Raw genomic sequence first — 15,143 nt, 5'->3', positions numbered from 1 at the left:
TTAATAATAATGTCGACAAAGTCATTCAGTAGGGCTTTTAGTAAAGTCATATTCTATTTTCTTAACTCCGCGAGAAGGCGGATGCTTGTATAAATAGAAAAGGCCTACCCCAAATACCACCCATAAAAATAGAATACTAATCCAAACCTTCCGTTTTTCAACCTTTGTATTGGATACATCGCTGTCACCAGTCGGGAAGAAAATTGGCGAAACCACGGCAATAATCTTAAAAAAATTCGCTGGGTTAGTAAGAAATGACACCAAGTTTAATCCATTAAATTCCGCCTTACTAACCCTGAGATAGTTAAAATGAAGCCAAATCTTGGTGTACCACGCTATGGCAACAAGTACCAATAGCAGATTACTTATCTCCTCACTTTTCATATTACTTCATCTACTTTATGATTTCTTTAATTTTCGAAGCATCTACTCCGGGGACATAATGCCAGGTGAGTTTAGGCGCAGTAGCTGGCTTTGATGTACTGCTACCTCCGGAAGGTTTAATCCCCATATCACCTTTATACGTGGTTGTCGTTTGCGTCACGGTTTGCTCTGTTTTATATGAAAGGCCAATATCAACCCCAACAACTCCAATACCTAAAGTAAGGCCTCCAATATCAAAGCTTTGCTGATACGTTTGAGTGCCGGTGGCCGCGTCTGTAGTCACGGTGTTTTTTAAACCGCCGACTGAGAAAGAAACATCCGAAGACGTTCCTACACCATTGATCCGCGTACCCTCAGTTCCAAGAGAAAACAACCCGACACCTCCGCTCGCTCCCGTGCGATCAACGTAATCACCACTTTCATTATATCCACCAAACACAAATCCATTATCTCTAAAACCAATTAAATCCGTCTCTTCTGTTTTAATACCTGCCCCAACCTCGATGCCAGCCATTTTACCGCTTACCATCACTGTACCCGAAGTTATTGCCACCGTAGCCTGCAATTTCTCAGTAGTTGCAATTGTACTCGACGTTGCCGTGATGGTTCCATTAGCATTGTTAGTATATACTGTCTTAGCTTTAACCGACTCCAACCCTTCCAACTCGACATCAGCAACAACCTTATTTTCGCTAAAGGCATAGGGAGAGTTGAAGTAGTATTTCTCAGATAACAGATCTACATTGAAAAATCTTCCTATCTCCGGCTGATGGTTTCTCCACTTGAACGAATCCCATCCTAGATTCAAGTCATCAATGTGCTCCTGCCCCTGGAATTTCCAGCGATTATGAATAGAATTTTGCCGCTGATAGGAATTGAACGTAAGCCCAAACGGATAATAATCATCCGTCTCAATCACCGGCGACTTCGTATGGGTTACTTTAAAATCATCGAAATACACCTCTGTCATAATATCTCCTGTTACGCCATTAGGCTCATAACTAAAAAAGAAATAAATATACCCCGGCTCCGTAATCGCAATCTTGTTACTTCCGGCGAATTGAAGTCGCTCATGACTTCCTGTAGCGCCATCTTCTCGCGCAGCCGTTGTCATCCGACGATACCCCTGACTGATTATCTGATCGTTGCGGTCAAAAAGCAAGTAGTTCAGATACGCGCGAGGGCCACTTCCCGTATCCCCAGAACGCGAAATCAACGCCACAAACGGAAATGCAGATGCTCCCAGGGTTACTGCCGTGCCACCGTCGACCACTGCACCCCCTGCGCCTGATCCAGGAATCATCGACGTCAGAATACCCTGCAGCTCCGGCGTTGTATTGTCAGGATCGACATACTTGCCCCACACTTCTGCTTCTATAACATCTCCCGGCATCACACTGACTGATTTTGCTAATCCATACGTATCGTTGGCTCCACCCGTTAAACGAACAGAGCGGAACGTTGACTGCGCTGAATTGTTAATGTGCGTGTGATCAAAAATCGTCTCATTCACCGTTACCGCCTCATCATAATCGATAAACTGCGTCCGCTCCTGGTCCGCTGCGGCATCTTCCATCGTTGCTATATCCGTGTCCGACTCATGTTTAGTCGTGAACGTCAGACGGACGTTGCCGAGATGGTCCTTCATGAAATATTGGTACTCGGGGATATCGTCGGCCAACCGGGCAATCTCAAACTCATTCAAATACAGCTCCTCGCCTGCGAAGGTAGTACCATTGGCTACAATACCAACTTCCAACAACGCGTCGGCGGGCGCGGACGACGGTATCGTCACGATCTGCTCAATCCACGATTCTGTCCTGATGGTCGATGAAAGCGGTATAAGCGCTCCTGGCCACACCATATCATTTCCGTTAAGCGTCACCAGGATGTTGGCAGGATGGTTGCTAGTGGCAGTACCTTTCGTCCAGTACACCTTTGCCCGTATCTTATATCGCTCTCCCGGCAATACGTTCACCCCGGAACCGATCGGGAAGATTCCTGCGCGTGCCGCCGCATTGGTCTTCGCTTTGATGTACTTCTCCGTGCCAATCGTTACTGCTGAGATGGTCACATCTTTCGCCGTGACATCAGGTGATACTACGTCACAGGTGTTCGCGTACACCAGCTCGGAATTAGCGATCACAGCCCGACCTTCTTCGTGATGGACGAATTGCAATACATCGTTTTCGTAAACGAAGTCTCCTGTATAATCGGTCTTCTTCATGCCATAGGCGAAGCCTACCTGCTGCGATAACTTTCGGCCGGCGGCATCATAGATATATCGAATGCTGTTATCTCCCTTGGTGACAACCTGAGGAAGATTAAGGATATTATAGGAGATCATATTTGCCGGATCCGTCAGGCTGAACCCGATGCCTTTATTCAGATCATGTAACATGTTTCCGTTTGCATCGTAGTTATAGTCATTGCTTGTATTCGCACCGTCGACAAAACCCGTTGCCTTGTCTCCGGTATCAATAACTTTTAACAGCTTGTTGCTTCGCGTCGTACCCGTGCCATAGTCATAATTCAATACGTCCATAGTGAGGCCGGTTACACGATTATCGTTGCGCGTAAGATTCAGGAGATTGCCATTCAGGTCATAACGAAACCCTGTCTCCGCAAAGCCGTTGTTTGCCAACGCGGACCACGTGGTAGCGTTACGCTGCTTGAACTGCGAACTTTGAATTCGATTCATCGCATCATAACCATAGACGTACCCATTTTGTTTGATCGCGCCGAGCCCCTGGTTATGGCTCCAGGTCATACCGGTAATATTGCCATCGTACTGCGCGGTATTGCCGAGTCCCGCATCGACCGTATTGTACAGCAGATTCATGCCGAAATAGTCCTTATCTCCATTACCAGCGACGTCTTCGTTCATGGCCCCGTCGTTTGTCAGCGACGCGTTATTGATAGACGTCATCCAACCACGAATGTTATACCGGTAATCTATCGATTGTTGGGCGGTTGCACCGTTCGCGCTGTGAAGATCTTTACCTATCAGTTGCCCAACTTCGTTGTAGGTATTACGGGTCAGTAACACTTCCGATGTTCCCGGGCTGGTCCCCATGAATACATATGCAATTTTGGCTCCCGGAGTATAAATCGAGCAGTCCGCACGAAGCTCATTTGCTGAAGATGTCGCACTGGTATAGATCGTCTCGCCGTTTAGTTTGTAATAAACGGTTCCGTTCTTTCGTTCAATTCGCAAAATATCATTGACTGCGTAGGACAAGGAAACACCCTTATCCTGGCCGCTCTCATAGATCCACAAAACCCCGTTGTTACGCAGGTAGACGGCGTAGTCCATATCACTGTAATTCGCTGTTGTGTTCTGATCCGTAAAACCGACCATGCGCGCTACATTACGCTCCACTGCCCGGAACTCGATCCATCCGTCCGTATTTGCCGGGATCGATTCGTTCGAAACGGCCCCTGCGTCCCACGATGAAGTAGTCAGGGTCTTTGTCAGACCGTCGCTGAGCACCGCTGTACCGACCCGGTCTTTCCAGGTCGCGGAACGTCCCAGGGTATGATACGTTTCTGTCAACCGCCCTGTATGGTCGTATACAAACCGACGGCCGACAGTATGCGTCGATCCGGAAAAAGACGACCGCACGCCGACAAGGGATCCCTGGGATTGGGAAAATGCCACATCCACCATCAACGGTGTGGTTGAGCTCGTCTGTGTGACGGACATCTCTGCGGGATATATTTCGGCACCATTTTTATAATACTTGACGGCCGTGCCTATCCGGGCAATACGCAATACATCACCAGGTTTATACGTCCACATATTCGCCCCCGTACTCGGCTTTTCCTTGCCGCCATCTTCCCGAACCTGCAATACGCCATCATCACGCAAGTAAAAAGCGTAGTCGAGTGAAGTATAGTCCGCGTCTAAATTCTGGTCCGAAAATCCCAGCATCCGCGATTTGTTTTGCTCTGAAGCTGTGAATTCCAGCCACCCATCCTGACCAGCCGGGAGAATCTGCCGCGACACGGCGCCTGCCTGTCCCCTGGAATTGTTTCCGATATTGCGATACAGCTTATTGCCTATTACCCGCGTTCCTACAAAACCCGTCCAGGCGACGTCACGTTCCGAATGGACAAGCCGTGATTGTAAAACCTGCCCGGTAAACGAGTACAACATCGACTGCCGGTCTACTCCGCCTTTAAAATTATCAGCCACTGTTTGAACGGCGCGATACTGCTTGTCATAATAGGTTACGGTCCTCAGCCACATATATCCGCCGCGCACGCCCTCATCCAGTACTTTGGTTTTCATCCCGGTGACCTGCCCCAATACCTTTCCGAATGCCGAAGCGGGCGATGTGTAAGGACCACCATAGCTTACAGGCTGTGTCAACCCAGCACTCTCGTATTGGTAGGTTGTCTGAAGCCATGCCGGTATAAAAATGTAGTTGTCGTAATACGTGACCGTAAGATAATGGTTCTCGTCCACCAACGCGCCTGACGTACAAACCGGGTATGATCGATTACTATACCCGTGAATATTATCCTGCTCATAGCCTACAAAAGATTCCCCGAGCCTGGTCCAGGACTTGTAATAGTGTGTGTTCACCGACGATTGCATCAGTTCCTGTGAAACGGCTGTCGTGGTGTCCTTTACACCTGTGAGAATAGGACGGTCCAGCATGTCATACTTGGTAAAAGACCAATAGTTACCAGCCCGCTGAACACCGTCTTGTGTCAAGACGAGCCGATCCCGCAAGTCATATACCATGTATACTGGTTCCGCGCCAGGGACTTGCTTTTGCGTCATGCGCTTGCGCGTGTCATAGCGGTATTGAAAAGCCCAATTCGCCAGCTGCGTTGTGGTAGGAGCTTGCGTCGTCGTGCCGGTCAGTTGACTGACCAGTTCCGGTGGCAGCACGTAACGCAACAGGTCAAGGTCATCGTAAATGTAATAGGTTTCCGCCCATACGACGGGCGGATTGGCAGTCAGGTCCCCTGCGTATACGCGTCTTAGAATAAGCTGCTTGTCCGTATTGGTATATTCCTGCACCGGATTGCCGCGCTCATCCGTCGTTACTTTCACATGAAGTTTTGCTGCTTCATATACGGCTGGCCCCGCGGGCGCAGCACGGGGCACGGGCATACCGGACGCATTGATTGTCCAACAAATCACGTTGTCGTTGACCGTGTTCGCCCGGTAATCATATTGCGTAAATTTGTTATTGGCTGTCCATTCCTGTCCGGGGCCAAACTCTTTGAGCGGCCGGTTAAGCAAGGAAGACTCCAGTACCACTTCTCCGAAGGGGCGATTATCGTCGGCGATCTTATTCGCGGACCCTATACCATAGGTGGCACCAGCGGCGTCTTTGTAATTGCCTGTTGCCGCGTCGATCAAACCGGTGTTGGCCTTGTAATAACCGTTGTTTCCGGTAGCCGTCGGCAGGTAGGTCCGGGTTGATCTTCCAAAATTGTCGTATACAACCGGCGTGACTAAGTCCTGATGCTGAGGCGATCCCTGCATCACCACGGTCTGCATGGGCCGCCCAAGCCCATCGAAAAACTGCGTGGTCACCTGGTTTTCTTCTATCGGGCGATCAACAGGCCAACCATCCGTCACACCCGGAACTTGGATAGTATTAATGACAATATGGTTATAATCCGTAAGCCGCGGGCCGAGCCGAACTGGAGATTCGTACTGACTCACTACGGGTGCCGACATGCCTTTTGTAACCCGTACTCGAAACCGTCCTGGAAATGCAACTAAAAGCGTCGGCTCAGTTGCTCCGGCGATGGGGACTCCGGAGCCATCCAACCATTGATAGGTGTCGTAGCTTACCGGCTGACCATTGAAGTCCGTAACCGACAGCGTAGTCGGCGATTCTGGCGATATCCAGCCGCCGTTTGTAGCGACGATGTACGGCTCTGGATATTTATAAAACGTTACCGGCGTACGGCTAGTGCTAGGGCAAACATTGCCTAATGTAGCAACATAATAGGTTGTAGTCGCAGCCAGACTAACGGTATAGCTATTAGAGGAAACGCCTGCCAGCGGCGTACCGCCTGTTGGAACAGTGTACCAGGCATATCCGCTCGCACCGGCCACCATCGCAACGGACAGGGTGACCTGCTGCGAAGCGTTGGTGATCATATGGACGTCGGTCGCGGAAGCAGGTGCTGGCGGGCAGTCTGTTGCGCCCAGTGCTGCTGCGGAGCTTCCTATCAGGGGTACGGTATATGACCGTGCAATCGCATTTTGCAGGCTTCCAACTAAAAAGATACTGAATAAAACAAAACGAGCGCTGTTATATAGTTTCATGATAAGTTTGGCAAACACCCCGTTATTTCTTGTATATGTACTCGTACGTTTGAACGAAAACGCCGTCACTATTTTTGATCGACACCAGTCTTCCGAACGAATCGAGGCCATAGGACGATGTATTTCCATTCGGGTCCGTCTGAGAGATCATTCCAATTAAAGGCTGGTAGGAATAGGTCGTCACCAGGGCACCCGGCAATGCTGCGTTGGTACGCAGGTTGTTGATCGCGGTGAGATCGGCGGAAGCGGGCACTGCAGCACTTGCCACCCGCTCGATCAATGGTTGTCCCAGGATCGCCTGGATTTGGTCGTACGTAGCATTCTGAATCTGGGCAATCGGATACCGAGCGTTATAGCCCCATAGGTAAACATTCTTTACCGCGCCGTCTTTGGAGATTTGCCGCAAGCTTCCCGTCAGATCGTACTTATACTCCATGCGGGTCACCGGGCTTTCGTTCAGATTACCCTCCGAATAGAACGAGGGAGCAAAAAATCGGGAATGCCAGTATCCATAGCTGGTAGCTTCCCTTCGCATAATGAATCCATTTTTCGAGATGGTCTTTTCAATAACAGGCGTTAGAATATTGGCGGATTTCATGTCCGCATACGGTGAATAGGCAAAATCTGTCGAATACTTGAATGCGGTAACGACGTTATCACCTTCGCTGGAAGTTCGCGTGACGTTAGCCGGCAAGCCATTTACGTTGTGAGCATTATAATAGGTAACCGTCGACACGCCATCAGACTCCTCTGTGGTGGACGCCAGCACCCGCAGTCCCGTAGTGGTGTAATAATTATAATAATCATACGGGCATAAGGTCGGTCTTTCGCGAAAGTATCCACGGTATGCTTCAGGGACACCACAAAAATTTGTCAAATAATCCGGAATGGCTGAACCTGAACCTACCCACTCATACGTAAATTCTATATTAGGCAGCACAGCCACGTTTCGGAATTCGGCTTTATTAATATCGATGTATGCATTTCGAATGGAGTATACCTTCTCGTAAGTTTCGTCGTCTTTCTTCTTATATACCGTTTTCGCAGATAAGTTACCGGACTTCCACTGATTTGTCCGGGCATATTGCCTCGCTGCTGTCAAGCGGTATGTATATCCTTCTGAATACATCTGTTGATCTGCAAATACTTCGTACTCATACACAGTTTTACCGTACGCCCCCGTAGCATTGCCCGCGTACTCCGTCACCTGCGGATAGACGGCAGCACTTCCCATCAGAAAATAGCTAACTCGTGGAAATGGCAAATATGTATCCTTATAGCTCACTTTGGCTAAGTACTGCGTACCGTGACCGTTACGAACCGTATGAAGTGATGTTGTCGTCCGTCGAAAATCGGTGGGACTGGGCGGCATAGTATTGGTTACCCCTATTCCAGATTCATCTGCTCCGTATTTATACCATTTCTTTTCTGCCAGCGTACCGTCGGGTAGATAATTGCGGATCTCTGCAAGACGAAGACCGCCGCAGGCTACCACCGGCTGACTTAGAGAATACCGGCCTCTATGCTGTTCGTAGGTAAATTCTGAATATCCCTTGGTAGGATATGTTATTTTATTCAGCACACCTTGTTGGATAACCGATACGTTTGGCAGACGATCGGTGGTGCTGCCGCGTATTAGGTAGGGCAATTCCGGGAAATAGGGTGTGTATTGTTTTTCATACGGAACGATGGCTCCATTGAAGTAGCCCCAATAATCTATTCCTTTGGGCCCAAGGGCAAACATGCCCCATGGACTACCGTTATATCCAAACTGATAATCAAAGGAGTTCGACGTGCCCAGATTAAACGTAACTTTATCTAGTCGCTGCTCACCGTTGGTGAACGCCGTCTTTGTCAGGTTAACGGTTCGAAAAGGGGTGCTTCCTGTTTGGTTATAAATCTTGACCTGCTGCAAATCCCATGTTTTTACTTCGTTCTTTACGGCGTAGTCGAACGTTGCATATCCCCCCGGAAAGTCGATACGCTTAAGCCGGGGTGGCCGCATATACTGGATATATACGCCTCCGTCCTCAATAAACTCGAGCGAGACCTCGGTGCCCGAGGGGCCTCCCTGCGCGCTTTTTGTTAAAACTGAGCCAGTATATGTTATATAGGGGCGCCGCATATAGTTAACGAACTGCGATACAACCTCGTAAGTAAAGTCCACCGTATCCGCCTTGTCCACAGATATGATTTGCGTCAGGTAAAACTCTTTAAACCGCAGGTTTTGATCCTCATCTTTCACTTCGAATTTGTAATAGACGCCTTCCGTATCGAGTATTTCAATTTTTTGCCCCGTGCAACTAATTACCCTCATTCCGTTGGCGGGTGTAAAAAGCGCATTGCCACCTGTTGGATGCGTTGCGGCTTCAACCTCCGAATTCAAAAATGGGAAGCTAAAACTACCACTGTGGCCCAGAAAGGAAAAAGAGTATGTATCCATTTCACCATCCAATTGCAAACCGTTCCCGGTATTTTGTCCGCTGCTTCCGGCCGCAACTTGTTGGATTCGTACATAATCGTTATCCAACTCGGAGTTAATATCAGGGCATGTCACGAATGTTGACACATCCCTCGAAAAGGTTCCGGCAACCGAGCCATCTAGCGCGCCATTGACCGAGCGGCTAATGACGCCACCGGAGATCAATGACCATCCCAGCCCCACTTCGTTACTGGTATCATCGTATTTGATTCCCGAAGCGTGGTATTTAAATTCGATGGGCACCTTAAAACCGTGCGCCTCGATCGTATATATCGGTACCGTTATATCGATCATGCCGTTATACATTGTGGGCGGGTAATCGCCGTATTTAAGGATTGAAGCAGCTTTAGGTGACAAAAGACTCACTTCACTAGGTGGCTGGCCGTACAGGCCGGTGCAGACTATTAATAGAACGACCAACAGATAGAGAACTCTCATATTACTTTTTATTTTTCCGATACACTATTCAAAATTTAACTCTATTTACCATTCCCAAACTGAGCTTGGGACAGCCGAATGCGCACAGCAAGTTCAAGACACAATCATGTGAGCACGCAACGCTACGTCTGTAAGCGGTAGTAGAAAAGACTAGTTAAATCGCTTGACATCTTCCGAGAACGTGGAGATGAATAGATTAGTAAAAGCACAGCCATGATAAGGCACATGGCACCGCAGGTAGACAACTTCATGGTAGATTAAATAAAGACAAATCGCATTTCAAAGATGACAAAAGGTCTGCAGGAATCAATGTCAATAATATATTAAATTCAAAATCGACATTTCAATCGTTTAAAAAGACTGTTTATCGAGTGACCTTCTTGGGTATCGACAAATCTATCCGGCCATTTCAAATGCTTGCTGAAAGCAAAAAGGGAGACTGGTAAGACGGGGTGTGGACTACACGAATATTCTTCGGCGAGGCAGAAATAGAAAGTAGGGGAGGGAATCAGCGGATTGATTTTCCGGGAGGAGGGCTCTATCTTGGTCACCTCAACAGCTCTCTGGAAAAGGATGTACCGGGTTCGTTATGACACATTTTAGGTATTTAACTATACATCCCTCGCCATCCGCCCAGGTGCGGCAGATCCTGGCCTACAACGTTATCGGTACCCCGGGATTGAGTATGTGTTATCAGCATACGCAGGTAGCGCGAAAGATCGAGGGGATTGCCGATCCTTATTTCATCAGCCTGAAGCGCGGCGACCAGACGGTGGGCACGTGCTGTTTTTGTTTCCGGAGAGTTTCGGCGGCGGGTGATTGGACCCCGGCATTTTACATCCGGTATTTTGCTTTCCTGGATCAGTTTAAGCGCATGCCGCGTGCGCATAGGGTTGGACAGCGTACGAGTGCTTTGCGGCAGGAGATTGCCATGCTGCTGGAGACAGACACCTGGGCGCGGTCGAGCGGCGGCTATTTTCATTATGCGTACGTGGACCCCCGGAACGTGCGGTCGGTCCGGTTATGTCGTGCGTTTGGTTTCGAGCAGGTCCGGCGTTATTCCACTTTTATTTTCACACGATTTACCCTCCGAAGCGATGCACGGCCCGAATCGCTTCAGGGGCACGATGCGTTGGCTGATATGAAGCAACGGCTGGCGTGCTTCTACGCCGATTATACGATGTTCAGTACCGAAAACTTGTTTCGTGACGGGCAGTACTTTGTGCTACGCAACTCGAAAGGGGAGGTCGTAGCGGGTGTTCAGGCAACACCGGACTGCTGGCAGGTTCGCTCGTTGCCGGGGCGTTATGGCAAATTCCTGTTATCCCTTGTGTCACATTTGCCATCGCTCAATCGCGTCATGGGACATCGGTACGCGTTTCTGGCGTTGGAAGGAATCTATCATGCTGCTGGATGCGAAGCCGATCTGCAGCGGTTAATCGAGGCCTTGCTGGCAAGATATCAGGTGCATTCCGCTATTACGGTGGCTGACGAAGATTCCGCACTAACTCGGACGTTGAAGACCCTGGATTTGGGGGTTGTACAAAAGATCATGAAGAATGCCGGTGGCGATGTGATCTGCAAGTTCGTCAATGTGCCCGAGACGGTGCCCGCCGTCATCCGTACGCGCCCCGCATACATTTCCGCAACGGATGTCACGTAAACATCCATATTCTTTGGAAGGCCTTAAAATGGCCATTAACTACGGGTTAATGTGGTTTTACTTTTTGATTTTCAGCGTATTAGCTGGCGTTGAAAACCGGGTTAATAACCTTGCTCCAACACGCTTGTCGGGAGCGCCTTCCCAAACGTTTGCTGAACGCTTCATAAATCGGTTTAGCTGAAGATATCTGTCTCTGTGTGCGCCGCTGTGTACGGCGCTTAATTTCCCTTGTTAGGCTCAAAAATATTTCTTCAACCGCAAACAGCAAAAGTGGCCAAAATCGCAGATTAACGATTTTTTTCCCTCCATTAACCCGGTTTTAACCCATTCTTTAACCACCTGACTGGTAAACTCGGTACAATTTGCAATCGATAGCAACCATCCCGCAATCGATAATTGGCAAAGTCTAACACTTTTAAAAAGCTACTGGACCAGTTTTTCATCTAAACCTAAAAACCAATGAGTAAAGCTTTACAATTCTTACGGTACGTTGTTTTGCTGGGGGCATTCGCTGTGTCGTTCGGCTCCTGTAAGGATGACGATGCCCCAACAACCTCTTTAGGGACCATTTCCGGCACCGTTACGGGTGAGAATGGGCAAACCATTCCCGACGTTACGGTGACCATTTCCGGCATTAAGGAGGAGGATATCGTCCTGACGACCGATGCCAACGGAAAATTCAGCGTAGACGGCGTGTCGATGAAACTGCATGCTGTGACGTTCTCCAAGACGAAACTGTTGCGCACCAGCGTGAGCGTTGATGCCGGCGACTTTGACGAAAACAAACGGGCGACCGTGGACGTGATGATGCTGGACGCGTCGAAGGTGATTACCGGTACGATTACCGATGCCCGTAATAACGATGCTCCGCTGGAAGGAGTAACGGTTACGGTAGGTGTTGCCGGTACAGCTACCAGCGGTAGTGATGGCAAATTCACCATCGAGAACCTGATTGCCGACAATTACACGGTAACCTACAGCAAAGCAAATTATGTATCCGTGACAAAGGCCGTTGCGAAAGCGGACTTTGATGTTGCTACCGGCATCGCTACAGCTGACATCCGGATGGGCGGGAGAGATGTGTTGCGCGGGTTGACGGCTGACGATTTGAGATCGGCTGACAAATGGTACTACAACGAATATCGTGGCGGCCGTAACGGCGACTCTTACCCACACTGGGACTGGTCGACCAACTACATGGGAACGCTTGACTTCCGCGGTGCCTGGGAAGAGCAGAACGAGGGTACGACACTACAAATCCGCAACAGTGACGCGGAGCGCGCGAATCCGGCTGATTTGGATGTATTCGACTCGTTTGTATTCGGTAGCAAAATGATTACCGACGATAATAAAATCATGTCGTTGCGCGTACGTACGCACAGTGCCTCGGATGCGGCTCCAACTGTGTGGGGTGTACAAGTGATCGACCTTTCAGCCGCAGAACCTGTCGCTGTCAAAATCGGTGAAACCAAAGGATTGAATTCGGAAGCCTATCAGGACTTCGACTTCGACCTGAGTGCTTATGTAGGGAAAGAGGTCGTTATTGCCATTGGAACTTATCGTGCGGCTACGGGCGATTATTGGAAACAATTTGTTCTTCGGGCGATTCGTTTTTCTACCCGCAAGCTCGTTAGCTGGGAATGGCTGCCGGGTGCTGATGTTGTTCCTGGATGGAAGTTACCTCTAGAGGCTGTTCGCTCTACGATGCCCCAAACGAAAAAGGTTTTTACAGGACGCACCGCTACTGCTGATCAGAACCGTGATCATTATATTGCTGGATACCGCGAATGGCGCGAGACAAATCACCTGGGAGCAAACTGGTCTCTGGTCCCGGTCAGGAAGGATGCCGAACCGTTTAGAGGACAAGTTTATGTCATCAAGACCGTTAGCGACAATACCACGAGCACGGTGGTTCCGGACGCTCACCTCTATGCAAAGTTTTCCATCGCCTCCGGTAGTAATTTACTGACGTTGCATGCACGCACCTACGACGGCAGCTATACATACTTTAAGGTCAGCGCAGTACAAAACAACGGTACGGTTACACATCTTGAACCTTCCTCGTTTGCTGTGAATGGCGATGACGCCAGCGCTGAGGCCGATGGACTTTGGAAATTCAAACATGAAGCCGGTGATAACGCACTGGTTGATTATGCCAAATTCGAATACGACTTGTCACAATTCAATGGCGAAGATGTAACCCTTGTTTTGGGGGTATACAATGTTGTTGAAAACTCTGGCGAGAATAAATTGTCTATCCGCCAGATCGAAATAAAATAAAAGAAAGAGGGGATTATATCATGATACTATTTCGTAATTTTTTTACTACCTGCTGCCTGGTATTGCTGTTGATTATCGCCGCGTGTAGTGATACATCATCTGATGACGGACCGGATACAGACCCGGACGGCGATGTAAACGTGCCGGAGCAAAACCTGAAGCGTGCGATGGAACTTACCGACGCTACGGTCGCCGCCCACTTTACGGGCGACGGCATGGCAATGGCCCGTTTCTACAATCCGTATACCAGCGCTCGTTCAGATGAAAAGGGCAGTGTGTGGATGTATACCGCCGGCATCGAAGCGGTGAACGCTATTCTTCATGGCCTTAAAGCGCAGAAAGACGATGGAAATTCCGCGCTGTACGATGCCAACTTTAGCAAGTACAAGGACCTGCTTTCTAATTTATACGAGAATGCGGATTTCTACAAGGGAACGTTTCAGTTGACGTCTTACACGCAAACCAAAAGTTGGTCTGTGTACGGCGTGGACCGCGGCGGCGACAAGGGCTCTGCCCAGGTAGATGGTATTCACAACGTGTATGATGACCAGATGTGGTTCGTACGCGAAATGATCGAAGCCTATAAACTAACAGGCGAGCAGAAATACCTGGACAAAGCGGAGTATTTGACAGAGTATGTACTGGATGGCTGGGATTGTACCCTGGATGCCAATGGCGCGGAGATTGGTGGTATTACCTGGGGACCGGGTTACGTCACCAAGCACGCTTGCAGCAACGGCCCCATGATCAGCCCGCTGGTATGGCTGCACGAGGTATACAAAGGCAAAGCCGACGTGATCACCCACCGGTACATCGACGCTACCGACAAACAAACACGCCTGACCGAAGAGGTAACGAAGAGCGACTATTACCTGGATTTTGCCAAGAAGATATATGCCTGGCAGAAGAAAGCGTTGGTACGCGGCGAAGGTGTATACGATGATTTTCTGGGTGGATGCACACCGGGCGGACCGGAGACAGAGTCTGTCGGTGGCGGAACCTATCGCAAAGGCATTACGTGCAGGGATCGCGTAGGCCCTGCGTACTCGTACAACAGCGGCTCGATGCTTTCCGGCGCAGCCGATTTGTACCGGGTAACTACCGATAATGCATACCTGGAAGATGCCAAGAAATTGTCGGACGACAGCTTCAAGTACTTTGCCAAACTGGACCAGACGAAGACCGGCTATTATACCTATGATATCGGTGGTTTTAGCACGTGGTTTAACGGTGTGCTGATGCGCGCTTTCGTAGAGACTGCAGCGCACTATGCCACGTCCGGTACGTATGCCGAGTCTTTCCAAAAGAACCTGGACCACGGTTACGACAACTTCTTTTACAAGGGGTATCTGCCCACCAATTTGCTGGTTGGATGGAATCGTGAAAACAGCAAAAACCAGGCGGAGGGTATGTTCAATTTTACCTACGCCGCTGAATACGCTGTATTAGCACGCTATCAACTGGAAAAATGAATTTAAGATCTTTAGCATATGCAGAATAACTACAAATCATTATCAAAGAAACTACTGAAGTATTCCGCCTTCGGAATAGCCGCTCAGTGCGTTCTTGTTGCTTCTGTTTTTGCATCGGAAGCA

General features: G+C 49.2%; 6 protein-coding genes. 3 read left to right on the top strand and 3 right to left on the bottom strand.

Translation table 11 applies throughout. The annotated features are described in order from the left end of the window. Positions 1–21: 21 nt before the first annotated feature. From KK062_RS20885 to KK062_RS20875, 3 genes are read right to left on the bottom strand one after another with little or no spacing between them, the layout of a single operon-like run. On the bottom strand, positions 22–384 hold the full coding sequence (locus KK062_RS20885) for a hypothetical protein (protein ID WP_254086291.1): 363 nt from the start codon (positions 382–384) through the stop codon (positions 22–24). A gap of 10 nt (positions 385–394) precedes the next feature. Then, positions 395–6,685 carry a DUF6443 domain-containing protein gene (locus KK062_RS20880; protein WP_254086290.1) on the bottom strand — a complete coding sequence of 2,097 codons (6,291 nt, stop codon included), beginning with the start codon at positions 6,683–6,685 and terminating at the stop codon, positions 395–397. Between the two features lie 22 nt (positions 6,686–6,707). Then, positions 6,708–9,461 carry an RHS repeat domain-containing protein gene (locus KK062_RS20875; protein WP_254086289.1) on the bottom strand — a complete coding sequence of 918 codons (2,754 nt, stop codon included), beginning with the start codon at positions 9,459–9,461 and terminating at the stop codon, positions 6,708–6,710. A 733-nt stretch (positions 9,462–10,194) separates the two neighbouring features. On the opposite strand from KK062_RS20875, the gene KK062_RS20870 reads away from it, so the two are divergent. The 3 genes from KK062_RS20870 (at position 10,195) to KK062_RS20860 (ending at position 15,020) form a co-directional block, all read left to right on the top strand. Further along, a complete protein-coding gene (locus tag KK062_RS20870; RefSeq protein WP_254086288.1) occupies positions 10,195–11,268 on the top strand; it encodes a hypothetical protein in 1,074 nt (357 codons plus the stop codon). A 459-nt stretch (positions 11,269–11,727) separates the two neighbouring features. Then, positions 11,728–13,548 carry a carboxypeptidase-like regulatory domain-containing protein gene (locus KK062_RS20865; protein WP_254086287.1) on the top strand — a complete coding sequence of 607 codons (1,821 nt, stop codon included), beginning with the start codon at positions 11,728–11,730 and terminating at the stop codon, positions 13,546–13,548. A gap of 20 nt (positions 13,549–13,568) precedes the next feature. Then, positions 13,569–15,020 (top strand): glycoside hydrolase family 76 protein, encoded by a 1,452-nt coding sequence (locus KK062_RS20860; protein WP_254086286.1) that lies wholly within the window; start codon positions 13,569–13,571, stop codon positions 15,018–15,020. The last annotated feature ends 123 nt before the right edge of the window (positions 15,021–15,143 follow it).

Origin of the sequence: Dawidia cretensis (assembly GCF_018598175.1) — a bacterium.
GTDB lineage: Bacteria > Bacteroidota > Bacteroidia > Cytophagales > Cyclobacteriaceae > Ohtaekwangia > Ohtaekwangia cretensis.
Note: the sequence above shows the minus strand (reverse complement) of the source record. Positions and strands in the feature narration are given on the sequence as shown.

Excerpts from the sequence above, each read along its gene's own strand:
- KK062_RS20885 (WP_254086291.1), bottom strand. The coding sequence starts at position 384 with ATGAAAAGTGAGGAGATAAGTAATCTGCTATTGGTACTTGTTGCCATA.
- KK062_RS20880 (WP_254086290.1), bottom strand. The coding sequence starts at position 6,685 with ATGAAACTATATAACAGCGCTCGTTTTGTTTTATTCAGTATCTTTTTA.
- KK062_RS20875 (WP_254086289.1), bottom strand. The coding sequence starts at position 9,461 with ATGATCGATATAACGGTACCGATATATACGATCGAGGCGCACGGTTTT.
- KK062_RS20870 (WP_254086288.1), top strand. The coding sequence starts at position 10,195 with ATGACACATTTTAGGTATTTAACTATACATCCCTCGCCATCCGCCCAG.
- KK062_RS20865 (WP_254086287.1), top strand. The coding sequence starts at position 11,728 with ATGAGTAAAGCTTTACAATTCTTACGGTACGTTGTTTTGCTGGGGGCA.
- KK062_RS20860 (WP_254086286.1), top strand. The coding sequence starts at position 13,569 with ATGATACTATTTCGTAATTTTTTTACTACCTGCTGCCTGGTATTGCTG.